The following is a 17,863-nucleotide window of genomic DNA, read 5'->3' as shown; positions in this document are numbered from 1 at the left end:
AACGGAGGTGCATACCATGTCACGTATTGGTCGCAAGCCCATTACAATTCCGAGTGAAGTAAACATCACTCTTGATAACACTCTTATCACAGTAAAAGGACCTAAGGGTACTTTGTCTCGTGAGTTACACAGAGATATGAAGCTGGTCGTTGCTGAGAATGAAATCTCCGTTGAGCGTCCTTCTGATAATAAATTACACCGTTCTCTTCACGGTACTACAAGAAGCGTTGTTGCTAACATGGTAAACGGCGTAACTACAGGTTTTGCAAAAAACCTTGAGCTGGTTGGAGTTGGATACCGCGCTAACAAAACGGGTGATAAGCTGGTTTTGAACGTTGGTTATTCCCATCCAGTTGAAATCGAGCCGGAAAACGGTATCGAGTTTGATGTTCCATCAAACACGAAAATTACGGTTAAGGGTATTGATAAAGAATTGGTCGGTGCAGTTGCTGCAAAGATTCGTTCTGTTCGTGAGCCTGAGCCTTATAAAGGTAAAGGTATTAAGTACGAAGGCGAACGTATTCTTCGTAAAGAAGGTAAAGCTGGTAAGAAGAAATAAGTTTGCATAAATGCAGGATCATCCTTCATTTAAGTTGAAAGGAGTAAACCTCGAATGATTAACAAAAGCGACAAGAACAAAGCTCGTTTGAAAAGACATTTACGTGTTCGCAAGAAAATTCAAGGAACGACTGAACGTCCTCGCTTGAATATCTTCCGTTCATCCAAGCATATGTACGCACAATTAATCGATGATGTTAAAGGTGTAACCATCGTAGCAGCCTCCACTCAAGATAAAGAGCTGAAGGAAAACATCGGTAATGGCGGTAACGCAGAAGCTGCTCGCAAGGTCGGAGCTTTAATTGCAGAGCGCGCTAAGCAAAACGGAGTAGACAAAGTTGTATTTGACCGCGGTGGATATTTGTACCATGGACGTGTGCAGGCATTAGCTGATGCAGCTCGTGAAGCAGGTCTTGAATTTTAATAGAACATATAAGGAGGTAAAATCACTTGCGTATTGATCCCAATACTTTAGAGTTAACAGAAAAAGTTGTTAACATTAATCGTGTATCTAAGGTAGTTAAAGGCGGACGTCGCTTCAGCTTTAGTGCATTAGTTGTTGTTGGCGACGGCAACGGATGGGTAGGCGCAGGAATCGGTAAAGCTGGCGAAGTACCAGATGCAATTCGCAAAGGTATTGAAGATGCTAAGAAAAACCTGATTCATGTACCTATCGTTGGAACGACTATCCCTCACTTGGTTATTGGTAAATTTGGAGCTGGTAATGTTCTTTTGAAGCCTGCTTCCAAGGGTACTGGAGTGATCGCAGGCGGTCCAGTTCGTGCAGTGCTGGAACTTGCTGGTGTTGGCGACATCTTGACTAAATCTTTAGGATCTTCTAACTCCATCAACATGGTAAATGCTACACTTGAAGGCTTACAACGTCTGAAGCGTGCAGAAGAAGTTGCTAAGCTGCGTGGCAAAACTGTTGAAGAGATTTTAGGGTAGGAGGGATATCATGGCTAAACAATTGCAAATTACCCTCAAACGCAGCTTGATCGGCCGTCCAGAAACACAACGTCGTACTGTTGTATCACTAGGACTGGGCAAACTGAATTCAACTGTTGTACAACAAGACAATGCAGCGATTCGCGGCATGGTTAATCAAGTAAGTCATTTAGTAGAAGTTACAGAACTGGAAGCATAAATTGCTTTACAAAACGTATTAAGAGGAGGTGCAAACGATGAAATTGCATGAGCTTACTCCGGCTATCGGAGCACGTAAAGCCCGCAAGCGTGTGGGTCGTGGTATCGGTAGTGGTATGGGAAAAACGTCAACTCGTGGACATAAAGGACAAAATTCGCGCTCTGGCGGTGGTGTTCGTCCAGGTTTTGAAGGGGGACAAAATCCTCTATATCGTCGCTTGCCTAAACGTGGATTTACTAACAGATTCCGTAAGGAATTCGCTATCGTAAATCTGACTGAGCTTAACAAATTTGCTGCTGGTACTGAAGTGACTCCAGAAATTCTTCAAGAGTCCGGTATTATCAAAAATGCAAGAGATGGAATCAAAATCTTGGGCAATGGCGATCTTACTGTTCAGTTGAGTGTAAAAGCTAACAAGTTCTCTCAATCTGCGGTAGAGAAAATTCAGGCTGCCGGCGGTAAAACCGAGGTGATTTAATGTTACGTACCATATCCAATATATTGAAAGTAGACGATCTGAGGAGAAGAATATTCTTCACCTTAATCGTTTTGATCGTCTACAGAATTGGTGCTTTTATTCCGGTGCCTAACATCAACACAGATATTATCAAACTTCAGGATCAAGCCAACACCGGTGGTGTGTTTGGTTTGATGAATACTTTTTCCGGTGGCGCATTGTTCCAGTTCTCGATCTTCGCGATGGGAATTATGCCTTATATTACAGCCTCGATCATCGTTCAGCTTTTATCGATGGATGTAATACCACGTTTTGCTCAATGGGCAAAAGAAGGGGAAGTTGGCAGAAAGAAGTTAGCGCAGATTACCCGTTACGGTACAATTGGATTAGGGATTATCCAGGCGTTTGGTTTGGCTATCGGATTTAACCGAATCTACACAGGGTTAGTTGTGGATCCTACGTTCACAACGTATGCTTTGATCGCAATCGTTCTGACAGCGGGAACTGCATTTCTGATGTGGTTAGGGGAACAAATCACTGAAAATGGAATTGGAAATGGTATTTCCATTATCATCTTCGCGGGGATTGTAGCTGCAATTCCGACAGGGATTTCGCAGATTTACAAAACTCAATTAGCCGATGCTGGAGATGCACTGTTCTTGAATATTATCAAAGTCGTGCTCATCGTAGTTGTTATTATTGCGTTGATCGCTGGGGTTATCTTCATACAACAAGGCATTCGTAAAATTCCGGTGCAATACGCCAAGCGGGTTGTAGGTCGCAAGACTTATGGTGGTCAATCGACACATATCCCATTAAAAGTTAATGCAGCGGGTGTAATTCCAGTCATCTTTGCTTTATCATTACTTGTTTTTCCTCCAACACTTGCAAATTTTTGGAGAGGTAATGTAGTAGCAGATTGGATCATTACGAATTTAAATTATACAGCACCACTCGGTATGGTTCTGTATGTACTATTGATCATTGGTTTCACTTTCTTCTACACGTTTGTTCAGATTAATCCTGAGCAGATGGCTGACCAAATGAAGAAAAACGGAGGTTACATACCAGGAATTCGACCTGGGAAAACAACTTCTGTGTATTTGACCAGAGTAATGACTCGCATTACTTTGTCAGGTGCTCTTTTCTTGGCAGCGATCTCCATCATTCCAATGGTACTGGGCCATCTTGCAGGCTTGCCGGAATCGGTTCGTATTGGAGGAACTTCCTTGCTGATTGTTATTGGTGTAGGTTTGGAAACGATGAAGCAGGTTGAAAGTCAACTGATCAAACGTCATTACAAAGGTTTTATCAATAAATAGTAAATAGGTTCTGATAGTGAACTTTCACTATCGGCACCTATTGTTCTGGTTGCATCATTTGCTGTGATAGGGAGGAATCATTATGAACGTAATATTTATGGGTCCTCCTGGTGCAGGCAAAGGTACACAGGCGGAATCAATCGTCAATGAGTTTCAAATCCCGCATATTTCAACCGGCGACGCTTTTCGCTTAGCCATGAAGCAAGGTACGGCCCTTGGGTTGGAGGCAAAAAAATATGTGGATCAGGGTTTGCTTGTATCGGATGAAATTACGATTGGTATCGTAAAAGAACGACTTCAGCTTCCTGATTGTAAGTCAGGATTTTTGCTTGACGGGTTTCCAAGAACGATCGAGCAAGCGGAAGCTCTCGATAAGATTATGGATTCTTTAGGTTCAAGCATTGATCATGTTATAAACCTTCATGTTGATCGCAGCCTGCTTTTGGCGAGATTGACAGGTCGCAGAATTTGTAGATCTTGTGGTGCTACGTATCATGTCTTGTTTAACCCTCCTCATACTGAGAATGTATGTGATAAATGCTCAGGCGAATTGTACCAAAGATCAGATGATACCGAAGAAAAAGTAGGAACTCGGCTTGATGAGTATCTGAATAAAACAGCACCGCTTTTATCGTATTATCGTAACAAAGGAAATTTGCGTGAGGTTAACGGTGAGCAAGAGATAGGTACGGTTGCTGCACAAATCAGCTTACTATTGCGAGGTCAAGCGAAATGATCATTTGTAAATCTCCAGCTGAGTTGGACTTAATGAGAGAAGCAGGTCGAATTGTAGCCGAAACGCATCGCTTATTGCAAAAGGCCGTTCAGCCCGATATTACAACCAAAGAGCTAGATCAAATCGCAGAAGGATATATTCGCAGTCAAGGAGCAATCCCATCTTTTAAAGGATACAACGGTTTTCCTGGAAGTATCTGTGCTTCAGTCAATGATGAATTGGTACATGGTATACCCGGACCACGTAAGTTGTTGAATGGCGACATCATCAGTATTGATATCGGAGCTCAATATAAAGGATATCATGGTGACTCAGCCTGGACTTATGGTGTTGGAACCATATCGGATACTGCCAAGAAGCTTTTGGAGGTAACTGAGCAATGCTTATACAAAGGACTAGAGGAAGCTAAACCGGATGCTCGGTTGTATACAATTTCACATGCTATTCAAAAGTACGTCGAGAACGAAGGGTTTTCTATTGTTCGAGAATATGTTGGGCATGGAATTGGCTCCAAATTACATGAAGAGCCGCAGATTCCAAATTACGGTTTACCAGAACGAGGACCTCGACTGAAGCCGGGAATGGTATTAGCGATCGAACCCATGGTCAATGTCGGTGAACGTTATGTTAAGACACTGAAAGACAATTGGACGGTTGTTACAGTGGATGGCACACTGTGCGCGCATTTTGAGCATACCATTGCAATTACGCAGGATGGTTACGAAATTTTTACGAAAGCCTAAAGCGTAGGTGAGCCTTGTGAATTTGGTGAACAGACCACAGCTTGGACAATTAGTTAGGATTATTCGCGGCAACGATTCCGGGAAGTACGCTGTCATCATAAATGTCGAAGACCAACGATTCGTGTGGATTGTAGATGGCGACAAACGGAGATTCGACCAGCCTAAGAAGAAAAATATACTTCATCTCGAATTGTTACCTATTGTTAGCAGCGAAGTTGTGGATAGTATGAGCGATAGCGGTCGTGTGACCAATAGTAAGTTGCGCTTTGTAATCAATAAGGTTGTGAACCAAATTCTATCAGAAGCACAAGAGAAAGGAGAATGACTGTGGCCAAAGAAGATGTTATTGAAGTTGAAGGTACAGTGATTGAACCTCTTCCGAATGCAATGTTTAAAGTGGAACTGGAAAACGGTCATAAGATACTTGCTCACGTATCCGGTAAAATCAGAATGCACTTTATCCGGATCTTGCCTGGAGATAAAGTAACGGTGGAACTTTCACCTTATGATTTGACTAGAGGCCGTATAACCTATCGTTTTAAATAAATGTGTGTAGTTTAACCTATGCTTACGAAGATAGTTTTCTCTCGAAAACTTAGCTTACGCTTACGAAGTCAGTTTGCTGAAGCAAACTCTCAGGAGGTAATAACAATGAAAGTTAGACCATCGGTTAAGCCGATTTGCGAAAAATGCAAAGTCATTCGTCGTAAAGGCAATGTAATGGTTATTTGCGAAAATCCGAAGCACAAACAAAAACAAGGTTAAGGAGGTGCTTATATAAATGGCACGTATTGCTGGTGTAGATTTACCTCGTGAGAAGCGCGTGGAAATTGCTCTGACTTACATTTTTGGTATCGGTAAAACAACATCCCAAAAGATATTGGCTGATACTGGTGTTAGTGCCGCGACTCGCGTTCGCGACCTGACTGAAGATGAAGTAAGCAAGCTTCGTGATGCTATTGATAAAACCGTTAAAGTTGAAGGCGATCTTCGTCGCGAAATCGCTTTGAATATTAAACGTCTTATTGAAATTGGTTGCTATCGTGGTGTTCGTCACCGTCGCGGCTTACCTGTTCGTGGTCAACGTACTAAAACAAATGCCCGTACGCGTAAAGGTCCTCGTCGTACAGTAGCTAATAAGAAAAAATAGTAAAGGGGGTTAACACTGAAAATGGCTAAACCTAAAAAAGTTGTTCGTACGAAACGTCGTGATCGGAAAAACATTGACACCGGAGTAGCACATATCCGTTCAACGTTTAACAATACCATCGTAACTATTACCGATCCTCACGGTAATGCAATCTCTTGGGCAAGTGCTGGTAACATGGGCTTTAAAGGCTCACGTAAAAGCACTCCTTTCGCAGCACAAATGGCTGCTGAAACAGCAGCTAAAGCGGCAATGGAGCATGGGATGAAAGTCGTTGAAGTTATGGTTAAAGGTCCAGGAGCTGGTCGTGAAGCAGCAATTCGTTCGCTTCAAGCAGCTGGTCTGGAAGTTAACCTGATCAAAGACGTAACTCCTGTACCTCACAACGGTTGCCGTCCTCCAAAACGTCGTCGTGTCTAATTGAGATTACGAAGAGTGGTATATTTATCCAAAAGTTGACAATACTATTTGGATAAGAATACTGCACGTTTTATGCGTCTTAAGTTATCCAGAGGGAAACGACGTTTTGAAGGAGGGTTATCATTGATCGAAATCGAAAAGCCGAAAATAGAAACCGTAGCACTAAGCGAAGAGGGCACTTACGGTAAGTTTGTTGTAGAGCCTTTGGAAAGAGGCTATGGAACAACTTTGGGAAACTCGCTGCGCAGAATTTTGCTGTCCTCCTTACCGGGGGCGGCGGTTACCTCGGTTCAAATCGACGGAGTGCTGCACGAGTTTTCAACCGTTCCTGGTGTTAAGGAAGATGTCACTGAGATTATCCTTAACTTGAAGGGACTTTCGCTTAAAATTCATTCCGACGAGGATAAAGTGTTGGAAATTGACGCTGAGGGCGAAGGAGCGGTCGTAGCTGGCGATATTCGTGGTGATAGTGATGTTGAAATCCTTAATCCGGATTTGCACATTGCTACACTTTCATCCGATTCCCGTCTTCATATGCGAATTCACGCAAATCGTGGACGTGGATATGTACAAGCGGATAAAAACAAGAAAGAAGAGCAGCTTATCGGTTTAGTACCGATTGATTCGATTTATACTCCAATCACTCGTGTCAATTACAACATCGAAAATACTCGCGTAGGCCAGGTTACCAATTATGATAAACTGACTCTTGAAGTGTGGACCGATGGAAGTATTCGACCTGAAGAAGCTGTAAGCTTGGGCGCCAAAATTTTGACTGAGCATTTGATGCTATTCGTTGGATTAACTGATGAAGCTAAAGATGCTGAGATCATGGTTGAAAAAGAAGAAGACAAGAAAGAGAAAGTGCTTGAGATGACGATCGAAGAGCTTGATCTTTCCGTCCGTTCTTACAACTGTTTGAAGCGCGCGGGTATTAATACCGTACAAGAATTGATTACGAAAACCGAAGAAGATATGATGAAGGTTCGTAATCTTGGACGCAAGTCCCTTGAAGAAGTTCAAGAGAAGCTCGAAGAGCTGGGTCTTGGTCTTCGCATGGAAGACTAGACGTCAACGATTATTAAGCATAAGGAGGTTACACATACAATGGCACAACATCAAAAGTTAAGTCGTGATTCCAGTTCACGTAAAGCATTATTTCGTGACCTGGTAACGGATCTGTTCATTTATGAGCGTATTCAAACGACAGAAGCTAAAGCAAAAGAATTACGTTCTATTGCAGAAAAATTAATCACCTTGGCAAAACGCGGAGATCTTCATGCACGTCGTCAGGTGGCTTCCTTTGTTCGTCGCGAAGCAGCGAATGAAAACCAGGACGCTATCCAAAAGCTGTTTGCTGATCTGGCTCCTCGCTACGCGGAACGTCAAGGCGGTTATACACGCATCTTAAAGCTTGGACCACGTCGCGGCGATGCTGCACCAATGGTTTACTTAGAGCTAGTAGATCGTGCATAAAGGGATTGGAAAGGGTGGACAGGATCTTATGATTCTGCTGAAGCCCTTTTTTTTGTAGCCTCAGCTTATGGATATGAGACGGAGGTTAGCCTTGAGAAATATATGCATGACCGTAAGCTATGACGGAACGGCTTATCACGGCTTTCAGACACAGCCAAGCAACAACGCGATTCAGGACATACTGGAGCGTGCGATACGTTCTCTGACGGGTGAGACGATCAAAATAACCTCTTCTGGACGCACCGATGCAGGTGTTCATGCCAGATGCCAGGTTATCAACTTTTTCACTTCATCCCCGATTCCTCTCGTTCGTTGGTGCTTGGCTTTAAATACGCTTTTGCCTGCTGACATTATTGTCAGTAATGCGAGGCAGGTCGCTGATAATTTCCATTCCAGACGTAGTGCAGACCGCAAAACCTACCGATATACGATCCGTTGCGGCAAACACCCTGATTTATTTCGTCGTAACCAGGAATTCTTCCATCCTACACATCTGAATACGGAAGCGATGCAATCTAGTTTGTCCTGTTTAGTTGGTGAACATGATTTTACGTCCTTCTGCTCAATTCGTTCTACCAAGAAGTCCAATATACGGACGATCTATGCCGCCTCATTGGAATGTGAACCGATGGATCCCATTTTGCAATCATATGGTATTCATATTCATGTGACCGGAAATGGTTTTTTATACAATATGGTTCGAATTATTGTCGGTACGCTGATCCAGATCGGAGAAGGCAAACGATCAGCTGACGCAATGAGCGAGATTCTGTCTTCGCGAGACCGTGCTTTGGCCGGACCAACCGCCATGCCTCATGGCCTAGTGCTTTGGGAAGTTTTATACGATAACGATGAGATTAGTTCTTGATTTAATCTTCTGTACGTAGTATAATATAACTTGGCGTTTCTTGATCGGCTAACCCACGGCCCCGGATCAAGCAGGAGCCGTTTAAACCATATTAATTAAATGATACAGATAAATTGGATGATGAGATGACAGGTTGTCTCGGTATCAAAAGCGAAACTGTGTCATCAATCAATTACCGATATGCAAAATGTTTAGGAGGAACAACGAAATGCGCACGACATACATGGCTAAGCCTAATGAAGTAGAACGCAAATGGTTCATTGTTGACGCTACAGATAAAACTCTGGGTCGTCTTGCAAGCGAAGTAGCAGCATTAATTCGCGGCAAACACAAACCACAATTCACACCTCATGTGGATACAGGAGATTTTGTTATCGTCATCAATGCAGAAAAGATCCATTTAACAGGTAAGAAATTGCAAAACAAAATGTACTACCGTCACTCCATGTACACAGGCGGTTTGAAAGTAACATCCGCTCAAGACATGATTGCTAACAAACCAGAACGTGTCCTTGAATTGGCTATTTTCGGAATGCTTCCGAAAAACCGTTTAGGTGATGCAATGAAAACAAAACTTAAAGTATATGCAGGATCCGAACACCCGCACCAAGCACAACAACCAGAAGTCTGGGAACTTCGCGGTTAGTTAAAAGGAGGCTATCTTGTGGCACAGGTTCAATACTATGGAACAGGTCGTAGGAAGCATTCGGTAGCTCGCGTACGTCTAGTACCAGGCGAAGGCCGAATTGTGATCAACAAACGTGAATTGGATGAATATTTTGGTTTAGAAACATTAAAGCTTATCGTTAAGCAACCTTTGAATCTTACAGAGACTTTGGGTCAATACGATGTATTGGTTATTGCTAACGGTGGAGGTATCTCTGGACAAGCAGGAGCGATCCGTCATGGTATTTCTCGTGCATTGCTGAAGGTAGATCCTGAATTGCGCGGATCGTTGAAAAAAGCGGGTTTTCTGACTCGTGATCCACGTATGAAAGAGCGTAAAAAATATGGATTGAAAGCCGCTCGTCGTGCTCCTCAGTTCTCCAAACGTTAAGATATACACAGATCAAACAAAAAAGTCTTTCTACCGTTCTGGTGGAAAGGCTTTTTTTGTTGTGCTTCTGCATATCGATATAGGAGTCGTTCTACTTCTAATTGTAAAAGAAAAATTTAATTTGACAAAAAGTCTGGTAACATTATAATGAAATTATACAAAGAAAGCATATTAATATACTCGGAATTAATTCTATAGGAGGAATTGTAATGAATTTATTTGAAAAAGAGCAATGGATCCAGGAATCGGCGGAGCATTATGAGAATCAGTCAGCAGAAGCATTGATCGAACTGGCTGTAGAGAAATTTCCCAATATCACATTAGCCTGTAGCTTCGGCGCAGAGGATGTAGTATTAGTTGATATGCTGCAGAAGCTGAGTCCGAAAACAGACATATTTTATTTAGATACAAATGTTCATTTTCAGGAAACATACGATACACGTGATAAATTGCAGCAGCACTACGGTTTGGAGTTTGTCCAAGTACTTCCGAAGTTATCTTTAGACGAACAGGCTGCACAATTTGGTGACGAGCTTTGGAAAAGCAATCCGAATCAATGCTGCAATATAAGAAAAGTAGATCCATTAACCGATATTTTGAAAAATTACGATGCATGGATAACTGGTATTCGCCGGGATCAGGCACCGACACGTGCCAATTCCAAAAAAGTTGAATATGATACCAAGTTTGGTTTAGTAAAATTCAATCCTTTGGCTAGCTGGACTAGTGAAGACGTATGGAATTATATCCGCAAAAACAATGTTTTGTATAATCCATTGCATGACAACAACTATCCAAGCATTGGCTGCACGCATTGTACACGTCAAGTCGCAGCTGGTGAAGATCCTCGGGCCGGGCGTTGGGCTGGCAATGAAAAAACAGAATGCGGACTTCATAAATAAGAATAGAGGAGATGATTTGCTACCTATGACTGAAACGATTCAACCTCATGGAGGCACGTTGATCAACCGAATCGTGGAAGGTGCAGAGAGAGAGCACCTGCTGGAGCTTGCCAAAACTTTGTACACACTTAAAATAAGTGCATGGGCTATCTCAGATCTGGATTTGATTGGGGTAGGAGCATTTTCACCACTTACCGGCTTCTTGGGAGAAGAGGACTATCAGTCTGTTGTTGAACGGATGCGCTTGGCTGACGGTACGGTATGGAGTATTCCGGTAACTCTTCCTGTTGAGGCCCATATTGGTAAAGGCCTTTCAATCGGGCAGCAAATCGCACTGGTTGGGGAAGCAGATGACGTTATATATGGCATTCTAGACGTTCAAAGCGTCTATAGTGTCAACCATAAGCATGAGGCTGTAAGAGTGTTTAAAACCGACGATTCTGACCATCCTGGCGTCCAAAAATTGTTTTCCCTTCCTACTACGAATGTAGGTGGTTCCCTGCAGGTAGTAAACAGACCCAAAGCAGAGAAGTTTAAGCAGTTTTACTTTGATCCCTCAGAAACTCGCCGTTTATTTGTAGAGAAGGGCTGGAAGACGGTAGTTGGTTTCCAGACCCGTAACCCTGTGCATCGTGCACATGAGTATATACAAAAAACAGCGATGGAAATCGTCGATGGTCTGTTTCTGAATCCGTTGGTAGGCGAAACCAAGTCTGATGATATTTCGGCTGATGTTCGCATGAATAGCTATCTGGTACTGCTGGAAAACTACTATCCAAAGGATCGCGTATCCTTAGGCGTATTCCCTGCAGCCATGCGTTATGCTGGACCTCGGGAAGCGATTTTTCACGCAATGGTTCGCAAAAATTACGGCTGCACGCATTTTATCGTAGGTCGTGATCATGCAGGTGTGGGTGACTATTACGGCACGTATGAGGCTCAAGAAATATTCAGCAATTTCACCAAGGATGAGCTGGGTATTACCCCGTTGTTTTTTGAGCATAGCTTCTTTTGCAAAAAATGCGGCAACATGGCTTCAAGTAAAACATGTCCTCACGACGCATCAGAGCACTTGCATTTGTCCGGTACCAAGGTTCGTGCCCTGCTGCGTGATGGACAATGCCCACCGATTGAATTTACTAGACCAGAAGTAGCTCAAGTGCTGATTGAAGGCATGAAAGAGCCAGAATGCAAAGTATAAAGCCGCACGGAATCACCTTACAGTCATAAGGTATATTTGTCCACCTCAACCCATATAGATGATACAGAATCTATAGGGACTTGAGGTGGATTTTTGATGTGGAAAAGAAGAAAGCGAATCGTTATATGGCTCACTCTGCAAAGCGGCCTAAAGATCGGGCTCTCAGCTCTGCTTATTGCCCTCATGCTGATTATGTTTAGTTATGAATTGCCTGCAACCAAAACATGGACATACTGGACGATGCCTTTGTCTGGTAAGGTCATTGCGCTTGACCCGGGACATGGTGGTCCCGATGGAGGTGCACAAAGCAAAGATGGAACTGTAGAAAAGGACATAAACCTGAACATTTCGTTGCACCTCCGCGATTATTTGCAGGAAGCCGGCGCACTCGTGGTCATGACCCGAGAGGATGATAAAGATTTGGCAGACTCGTCTACCAAGGGCTATAGTAAAAGAAAGACCGAGGATTTGATGAATCGGGCGCAATTTATTAACCAGCAAAAATCGGACTTGTTCCTAAGTGTTCACGTAAACAGCATACCCTCAGCTAAATGGTCAGGGGCACAGACGTTCTACTATCCCAATCATAAAGACAGCATTGTATTGGCCACACTCATCCAGGAGGAACTGAAAACCAATCTGAATAATACAGAACGTATCGCAAAGCCAGTGGGTAATGTATTTTTGTTGAAAACTTTGCAAATGCCCAGTGCCTTGATAGAGGTAGGCTTTCTATCGAATCCTCCGGAGGCTGACAAGCTGAAAAGTCGCAATTATCAAAAGAAGCTCGCGGCTGCTATCTATCAAGGTGTCCTCAGATATTACTCCGGTGAAAAAGTGGGTTTATAAACAAACTATGGTATAATAACACTCAAGTATGAATACAATTGCTGGGGTGAATCTATGGTTACGAAGGAACAATTATTGGATGCGGTTCGCTCGATTCATGACCAGGAGTTTTTGCTGGATTTGGTGGAGCTGCATTTTATTCGAGATATGGTAATTAAAGAAGAGAGAGTCGCAGCTACGGTGTTATTGTCCAACGAAAGTGAAGATTACCGAACAACTTTGGAAGATCAAATTACAGCCGCTTTTCAAAAAGTGGGCGCTCAGGAGGTGCATTTACGCTTTCGGGGGCTATCTGAATTTGATCGTAATGAAGCTTCACGCAAAACCCAGGCGGCTGTTTCGGCCCAAAAACAAGCAGACACAATCAAAGAACCTGCTGATCATCCAGTAAACGTGCCTGCGCGTAACATATTAGATGCTGCAGAAGGTGTGCAATTCATCGCTATTGCAAGTGGCAAGGGTGGAGTAGGAAAATCCACTGTTACCGTTAACCTGGCCGTGGCGCTAGCAAGATTAGGCAAAAAGGTAGGCCTTATTGATGCCGATATTTATGGCTTCAGTGTGCCTGATATGATGGGAATCGACCAAAAGCCTGAGCTAATTGACAATAAAATCGTGCCGATTGAGCGATTTGGAGTTAAGGTAATTTCTATGGGCTTCTTCGTCGAGGACAATACACCAGTCATTTGGCGTGGTCCGATGCTGGGTAAAATGCTGCGCAACTTTTTTCAGGAAGTGACCTGGGGAGATGTTGAATACGTGTTGTTGGATTTACCGCCGGGTACAGGTGATGTTGCCCTGGATGTACATCAGATGATTCCGCAAAGCAAAGAAATCATCGTCACAACCCCGCATGCCACAGCAGCTTTTGTTGCCGCAAGAGCCGGTGCTATGGCTATACATACCGAGCATGAAATCATTGGTATCGTTGAAAACATGTCTTACTATAATGATTCCAGTGGTGAAAAGGCTTATATATTTGGTAGAGGTGGTGGCGGGAAGCTTGCAGAAGAGCTGCATACAGAGCTGCTTGCTCAAATCCCCTTGGGTGCGCCAGATAATCACCCTGCTGAGTCTGACTATTCACCATCGGTTTACAAAGCTGATACCGAAACCGGCAGCCTTTATATTGAACTGGCACAAAAGGTCATTAATAAATAGCCTTCATAATAAACAGACCGTCCGAGATCGCAATCGGGCGGTCATTTTTGTAATTTCTCAAGGATACCTCGAATTATTTCTTTTGATTGCCACCGCCGCCGCCGCCGCCGCTTTCCTGAGACCCGCCGCCACTCTGGCTTTTTTCTCCTCCTGAGCTCGCCTGCTGTTTGGGTTGAGATTCTTCCTCAAGCACCTTTTTCATCACATTCATTAAATCGAGACGAAAAAGCGGACTTTGCATGGATTCTTGAATAACTGTTTTGGTCTGCTGTCTATAAGGAGTACTTTTTAGTGTATCCAGTAGCATTTTTTCAAAATCCGGATTTTTCATGGTGCTGACCAGTGCTTGCTGGTACTCAGGGTCTTTCATCAAATCCTTTTGCAGCTGCTTCATTTCCTTTTGAATCGCTTTGGCAAATTCACCTGCAAACTTAGGATCTGTAATGACCGTTTGTAAAAATTTATTATTGCTCGTATCGGTAAGTACATCCTTAACCGCAAGTTGAATGTGCTGGGCATCACCGGCTGACAGTAGCTTTAGCTGCCCTCCATCTTGTGCGGCTGCTTTTTGCGATGCTGTAAGTATAGCCTTTTGACCATCCTCGGTTTTTAATATGTCGAGCACCATCGTTTTTGTATCTTTGTAACCGCCGTTTTGCGATTGTGAAGAGCTGCTATCCGAGCCGCAAGAAGATAATACCATCCCAATAAGAATGAGAAGAACAACCTGACGCAACCATTGAGATTTCATGACTTCGTGGCTCCTTTCATGTTTTGTTGTGTGTAGTATTCGCCAAAATGCCTTATTTGAAATGCCCTCCCCATTAGCTTTTTATTGAGAAGGTTGGTACAATTAGCATCAGAAAAGATGCATGTGCTGGGGGTAAAAGTTGTGACATTACGTAAATGGTTTTATTTATTCTGGACGACACTTGTAATTGGAGCTGTAGCAGCTTTAATTATAGGTTTTATTTTACAGTCCACCGATCAGAAGATAAGTGTGCTTAATGGTAATGAAATTGGCTTTAACATGGTAACGATGCTGCTTGGCGGGGCCATGATTAGCGTTCTCAGTCAAATGGGTTTTTTCTCTTACTTGATTGTTCGCTTTATAGTGATGGGCATGATAAGAGCCAAATGGATTACAGATACACTGCAGTTGATCTGTGTCCTTATTGCCTTGGTCGATTTGGTGTTTCTAAGACATGAAGATGCACAGGAAAGCTGGCTTACTTACATGCTGCTGCCGCTTATTTTACTTGTTGTCGCGTTCTCCACGTCTTGGTGGAAGGTAAAGCTGACGAACAGGAATGGATTTATCCCTACGTTATTTTTTATGACAGCTGTTACGGCCATCGAAGCAGTACCAGCGCTCAGGCTCAATAGTGCAGCTTCAACTCTCTTTATGATGATCCCTTTGCTTGCTTGCAATGCATGGCAAATATTGATTTTATCGAAAGTGCTAAAAACAAACAAAGAGCCGCTGTGACGGCTCTTCTTAATTTCTATTAGTCAGCACTGAATTATTGCAGCTGTTTCATGGCCTGATCTTCCACGGGCGGTTTGTTGCGAACCTCTGTTTGCTTCATCAGCTCACTGACCGTAACGAACTCATAGCCTTTGGCGCGAAGCTGATCGATAATGACGGGCAGCGCTTCGTGAGTTTGCTTGACGGAATCGCTGGCATGCATAAGTACGATGTCTCCGGGGTGAGCCTTGGATACAACACGATTGATAATATTATCGACACCTTTATTCATCCAATCCATAGAGTCTGTATCCCACTGGATGACCGTGTAATTAAGCTCGTTAGCGATGCGGAGCACTCTTTTGTCAAAATCACCATTAGGTAACCGAATCAGATTCGGATTTTTACCCGTAACCTGGTTTAAGATTTGGTTGGCTGTTTGTATTTGTGTCCGAATCTCATCGTCGTTAAGGCTGCTGTAGTTGACATGCTTATGGCCGTGACTTCCAACCTCCCATCCGCCTTTGACAATTCGCTGTACCATCTCGGGATGATCCTTACTCCAGGGTGAAGAGAGGAAGAAAGTAGCGTTCTTTACCCCTTTGTCCTCCAAAATTTTGAGGATAGGTTCGGTTCGTTTGTCTCCCCAGCTGATGTCAAAGGTAAGTGCTATCCACTTTTTCTCGGTTTGTACACTGTAAATGGCTGCGGGCTCACTTTGTGAAAAGACCGTCACTTGATCTCGCTCTGAATAAATAATGCCAATTGCAAAAATGATCGCTACAGCAATAATCAAAACTTGCTTAATTTTTTTCCCGTTCACTACATAAAAATAATTCATGAACCTAACCTCCCGGCAGCCCTGCTTACCAAGAAGGGCTTGTATATTTTGCATTTGATACAGTGTATGCTGGGACAAGGAAGATATGATAAGAGCTTGGCTACCACTTGCGAAAACCATAAAACAATCGTAGGGAGATGAGAAAGCATGAATAATATAAGAATTCAACTCAAGCTAATGAAGCATTATTTTATCGCAGCGACGCTTGTCTTTGTTGTTGGGATGATACTTGGAGCGGGATTTTCGGATTCATTCCAGACTTTTATTGAAACACAATTAAAAGCTTTGGAGCAGCTGACACAATCGATGGCTGACAAACCGAATCCGCAATGGTCGATGTTCTGGCTAATTTTTTGGAATAATGTATTAAAGACGCTGCTGGTCATCGCATTAGGCGCTTTTTTTGGAATATTACCGTTGTTTTTTTTGCTAACGAACGGATTGCTGCTCGGTTATATAGGAGCTTTGTCTGCACATAAAGAATCGCTGCTCTTTGTTTTAAAAGGAATCGTCCCTCACGGTATTCTTGAAATCCCTGCGATCATCATTGCAGCTGCTTTTGGTATGCGCTTAGGTGTTCTGGTGATGAAATCTATAGCTGGCCTAATAAGCCCGAATCGACCGAATGCGTATAAGGAAGAGCTTCTTGGTTTTGCTAAAGCGATAGGTCCGGTCGTGATCGTGCTTGTTGTTACATTGACCGTAGCCGCGCTGATCGAAAGTACATTTACGTACTGGCTTGTAAAAAGTTAACACGTATACCGCATAAAAAAACTAAATATGTGCATAACAGTAAAGCAGACGAGCTGTTTAACTGGCTTAGGCATGCATGTTTAAAGCAAAGTGAATTTTGATGGATCAGTGCTTTAACCATGCATGCTTTTTGGCGTCTTCAGATGAACAGAATAACTTCAGAGGAAAGGGGCATTGAGGCCTGATGCTCGGTTTTTTGTTTAATGCAAGGGAATGTAGTGAGCTCGACTATGTATTAAAAAAAGAATTGGATGAAATGCTGTTCGATTTAAATGATAAAAAGTTGGATAATGAGATCAAGAAGGCGATTGAATCCCGTTATAAAGTGATTTTTCGAATGTATGCGAGGCTGGCTTCGCCCAGAGAAATCTCCAAATATGCGAGGAATAAAATGCAACGTTAAAATAATTGTATGAAACGCTTGACTTATACAACAGCGATATGATACATTACTTCTCGCCGCTAAAAACGGTACAAGCATAAGACCAACTAGATCAAGCATGTTATCATTAATTTCAAAAAAAGCTTGCATTGAAGTGGGTCAGTGTGGTATATTAAAAAAGTCGCCGCTAAAATTAAATGATTAATAACATTTAATGAAAATGGTGGTCCAAAATGAATATTTAACTGATTGTCCTTTGAAAACTGAATCAACGAGTGAGTAAATAGCAGTACAAGAGAATGCAAATTCTCGTCAGCAAGGAATGAGTACAAATCAAAGTTCTACCTTTATGGAGAGTTTGATCCTGGCTCAGGA

The 17,863-nt window shown here is 42.9% G+C and carries 27 protein-coding genes; 25 read left to right on the top strand and 2 right to left on the bottom strand.

Features of this window, described 5'->3' with window-relative positions:
* Nucleotides 1–16 precede the first annotated feature (16 nt).
* The 22 genes from rplF to LRL21_RS41070 all read left to right on the top strand — a co-directional run bounded on the left by rplF (nt 17) and on the right by LRL21_RS41070 (nt 14,044).
* A complete protein-coding gene (rplF, locus tag LRL21_RS41175) occupies nt 17–559 on the top strand; it encodes a 50S ribosomal protein L6 (protein ID WP_076237440.1) in 543 nt (180 codons plus the stop codon).
* A 54-nt stretch (nt 560–613) separates the two neighbouring features.
* The gene (rplR, locus tag LRL21_RS41170) at nt 614–982 is read left to right on the top strand and encodes a 50S ribosomal protein L18 (RefSeq protein WP_240421569.1); all 369 of its coding nucleotides are present in this window, start codon (nt 614–616) and stop codon (nt 980–982) included.
* Nucleotides 983–1,008: 26 nt separating this feature from the next.
* Nucleotides 1,009–1,506, top strand: a complete 498-nt coding sequence (rpsE, locus tag LRL21_RS41165; RefSeq protein ID WP_076237436.1) for a 30S ribosomal protein S5 — start codon at nt 1,009–1,011, stop codon at nt 1,504–1,506.
* Between the two features lie 10 nt (nt 1,507–1,516).
* Nucleotides 1,517–1,705: a 50S ribosomal protein L30 gene (gene rpmD / locus LRL21_RS41160; RefSeq protein WP_076237434.1), complete on the top strand. Its 189-nt coding sequence runs from the start codon at nt 1,517–1,519 to the stop codon at nt 1,703–1,705.
* Nucleotides 1,706–1,742: 37 nt separating this feature from the next.
* Nucleotides 1,743–2,183: a 50S ribosomal protein L15 gene (gene rplO, locus LRL21_RS41155; protein WP_076237431.1), complete on the top strand. Its 441-nt coding sequence runs from the start codon at nt 1,743–1,745 to the stop codon at nt 2,181–2,183.
* Nucleotides 2,183–3,484 (top strand): preprotein translocase subunit SecY, encoded by a 1,302-nt coding sequence (gene secY, locus LRL21_RS41150; protein WP_076237429.1) that lies wholly within the window; start codon nt 2,183–2,185, stop codon nt 3,482–3,484. Before rplO ends, secY begins: the two co-directional genes overlap by 1 nt.
* Nucleotides 3,485–3,566: 82 nt before the next feature.
* Entirely contained in the window at nt 3,567–4,220 is a 654-nt protein-coding gene (locus LRL21_RS41145; RefSeq protein ID WP_076237426.1) for an adenylate kinase, read from the top strand.
* Nucleotides 4,217–4,963: a type I methionyl aminopeptidase gene (map, locus tag LRL21_RS41140; protein ID WP_240421568.1), complete on the top strand. Its 747-nt coding sequence runs from the start codon at nt 4,217–4,219 to the stop codon at nt 4,961–4,963. The genes LRL21_RS41145 and map overlap by 4 nt, the downstream gene beginning before the upstream one ends.
* A 16-nt stretch (nt 4,964–4,979) precedes the next feature.
* Nucleotides 4,980–5,288 (top strand): KOW domain-containing RNA-binding protein, encoded by a 309-nt coding sequence (locus LRL21_RS41135; protein ID WP_240421567.1) that lies wholly within the window; start codon nt 4,980–4,982, stop codon nt 5,286–5,288.
* Between the two features lie 2 nt (nt 5,289–5,290).
* A complete protein-coding gene (infA, locus tag LRL21_RS41130) occupies nt 5,291–5,509 on the top strand; it encodes a translation initiation factor IF-1 (protein WP_009676800.1) in 219 nt (72 codons plus the stop codon).
* Nucleotides 5,510–5,614: 105 nt separating this feature from the next.
* Entirely contained in the window at nt 5,615–5,728 is a 114-nt protein-coding gene (gene rpmJ / locus LRL21_RS41125) for a 50S ribosomal protein L36 (RefSeq protein WP_003333770.1), read from the top strand.
* A 16-nt stretch (nt 5,729–5,744) separates the two neighbouring features.
* Nucleotides 5,745–6,113 (top strand): 30S ribosomal protein S13, encoded by a 369-nt coding sequence (gene rpsM / locus LRL21_RS41120; protein WP_240421566.1) that lies wholly within the window; start codon nt 5,745–5,747, stop codon nt 6,111–6,113.
* A gap of 21 nt (nt 6,114–6,134) precedes the next feature.
* Nucleotides 6,135–6,530, top strand: coding sequence for a 30S ribosomal protein S11 (gene rpsK / locus LRL21_RS41115; RefSeq protein WP_076237415.1), 396 nt, complete (start codon nt 6,135–6,137; stop codon nt 6,528–6,530).
* Nucleotides 6,531–6,653: 123 nt separating this feature from the next.
* Nucleotides 6,654–7,598 (top strand): DNA-directed RNA polymerase subunit alpha, encoded by a 945-nt coding sequence (locus tag LRL21_RS41110; protein WP_076237413.1) that lies wholly within the window; start codon nt 6,654–6,656, stop codon nt 7,596–7,598.
* Between the two features lie 39 nt (nt 7,599–7,637).
* Entirely contained in the window at nt 7,638–8,006 is a 369-nt protein-coding gene (rplQ, locus tag LRL21_RS41105) for a 50S ribosomal protein L17 (RefSeq protein ID WP_076237411.1), read from the top strand.
* A gap of 91 nt (nt 8,007–8,097) precedes the next feature.
* Entirely contained in the window at nt 8,098–8,874 is a 777-nt protein-coding gene (truA, locus tag LRL21_RS41100; protein WP_240421565.1) for a tRNA pseudouridine(38-40) synthase TruA, read from the top strand.
* A 208-nt stretch (nt 8,875–9,082) separates the two neighbouring features.
* Nucleotides 9,083–9,520: a 50S ribosomal protein L13 gene (gene rplM, locus LRL21_RS41095; RefSeq protein WP_076237407.1), complete on the top strand. Its 438-nt coding sequence runs from the start codon at nt 9,083–9,085 to the stop codon at nt 9,518–9,520.
* A gap of 18 nt (nt 9,521–9,538) precedes the next feature.
* Nucleotides 9,539–9,931, top strand: a complete 393-nt coding sequence (gene rpsI / locus LRL21_RS41090; RefSeq protein WP_076237405.1) for a 30S ribosomal protein S9 — start codon at nt 9,539–9,541, stop codon at nt 9,929–9,931.
* Between the two features lie 209 nt (nt 9,932–10,140).
* Nucleotides 10,141–10,833, top strand: coding sequence for a phosphoadenylyl-sulfate reductase (locus LRL21_RS41085; RefSeq protein WP_240421564.1), 693 nt, complete (start codon nt 10,141–10,143; stop codon nt 10,831–10,833).
* Nucleotides 10,834–10,858: 25 nt separating this feature from the next.
* Nucleotides 10,859–12,034 carry a sulfate adenylyltransferase gene (sat, locus tag LRL21_RS41080; RefSeq protein WP_240421598.1) on the top strand — a complete coding sequence of 392 codons (1,176 nt, stop codon included), beginning with the start codon at nt 10,859–10,861 and terminating at the stop codon, nt 12,032–12,034.
* Between the two features lie 96 nt (nt 12,035–12,130).
* The gene (cwlD, locus tag LRL21_RS41075; protein WP_240421563.1) at nt 12,131–12,883 is read left to right on the top strand and encodes an N-acetylmuramoyl-L-alanine amidase CwlD; all 753 of its coding nucleotides are present in this window, start codon (nt 12,131–12,133) and stop codon (nt 12,881–12,883) included.
* A gap of 54 nt (nt 12,884–12,937) precedes the next feature.
* A complete protein-coding gene (locus tag LRL21_RS41070) occupies nt 12,938–14,044 on the top strand; it encodes an Mrp/NBP35 family ATP-binding protein (RefSeq protein ID WP_240421562.1) in 1,107 nt (368 codons plus the stop codon).
* A 73-nt stretch (nt 14,045–14,117) separates the two neighbouring features.
* Here the strand turns inward: LRL21_RS41070 and gerD are convergent, their stop codons facing one another.
* Complete coding sequence (gene gerD / locus LRL21_RS41065; RefSeq protein WP_240421561.1) at nt 14,118–14,795, bottom strand: spore germination lipoprotein GerD; 678 nt, start codon at nt 14,793–14,795, stop codon at nt 14,118–14,120.
* A gap of 141 nt (nt 14,796–14,936) precedes the next feature.
* Here gerD and LRL21_RS41060 point away from each other — a divergent pair, with 141 nt between their 5' ends.
* The gene (locus tag LRL21_RS41060) at nt 14,937–15,533 is read left to right on the top strand and encodes a KinB-signaling pathway activation protein (RefSeq protein ID WP_240421560.1); all 597 of its coding nucleotides are present in this window, start codon (nt 14,937–14,939) and stop codon (nt 15,531–15,533) included.
* 34 nt (nt 15,534–15,567) lie between these two features.
* Here LRL21_RS41060 and pdaB read toward each other — a convergent pair whose 3' ends face one another.
* Nucleotides 15,568–16,353, bottom strand: coding sequence for a polysaccharide deacetylase family sporulation protein PdaB (gene pdaB / locus LRL21_RS41055; RefSeq protein ID WP_240421559.1), 786 nt, complete (start codon nt 16,351–16,353; stop codon nt 15,568–15,570).
* Between the two features lie 147 nt (nt 16,354–16,500).
* Here pdaB and LRL21_RS41050 point away from each other — a divergent pair, with 147 nt between their 5' ends.
* The gene (locus LRL21_RS41050) at nt 16,501–17,106 is read left to right on the top strand and encodes a stage II sporulation protein M (protein WP_240421558.1); all 606 of its coding nucleotides are present in this window, start codon (nt 16,501–16,503) and stop codon (nt 17,104–17,106) included.
* A 184-nt stretch (nt 17,107–17,290) separates the two neighbouring features.
* Nucleotides 17,291–17,509, top strand: coding sequence for a hypothetical protein (locus LRL21_RS41045; protein WP_091176471.1), 219 nt, complete (start codon nt 17,291–17,293; stop codon nt 17,507–17,509).
* Nucleotides 17,510–17,863 lie beyond the last annotated feature (354 nt).

This window comes from Paenibacillus periandrae (genome assembly GCF_022458865.1).
GTDB classification, from domain to species: Bacteria; Bacillota; Bacilli; order Paenibacillales; family NBRC-103111; genus Paenibacillus_S; species Paenibacillus_S periandrae.
The sequence above is the reverse complement of the archived record's forward strand: the minus strand, read 5'-3'. Positions and strand labels throughout refer to the sequence as shown.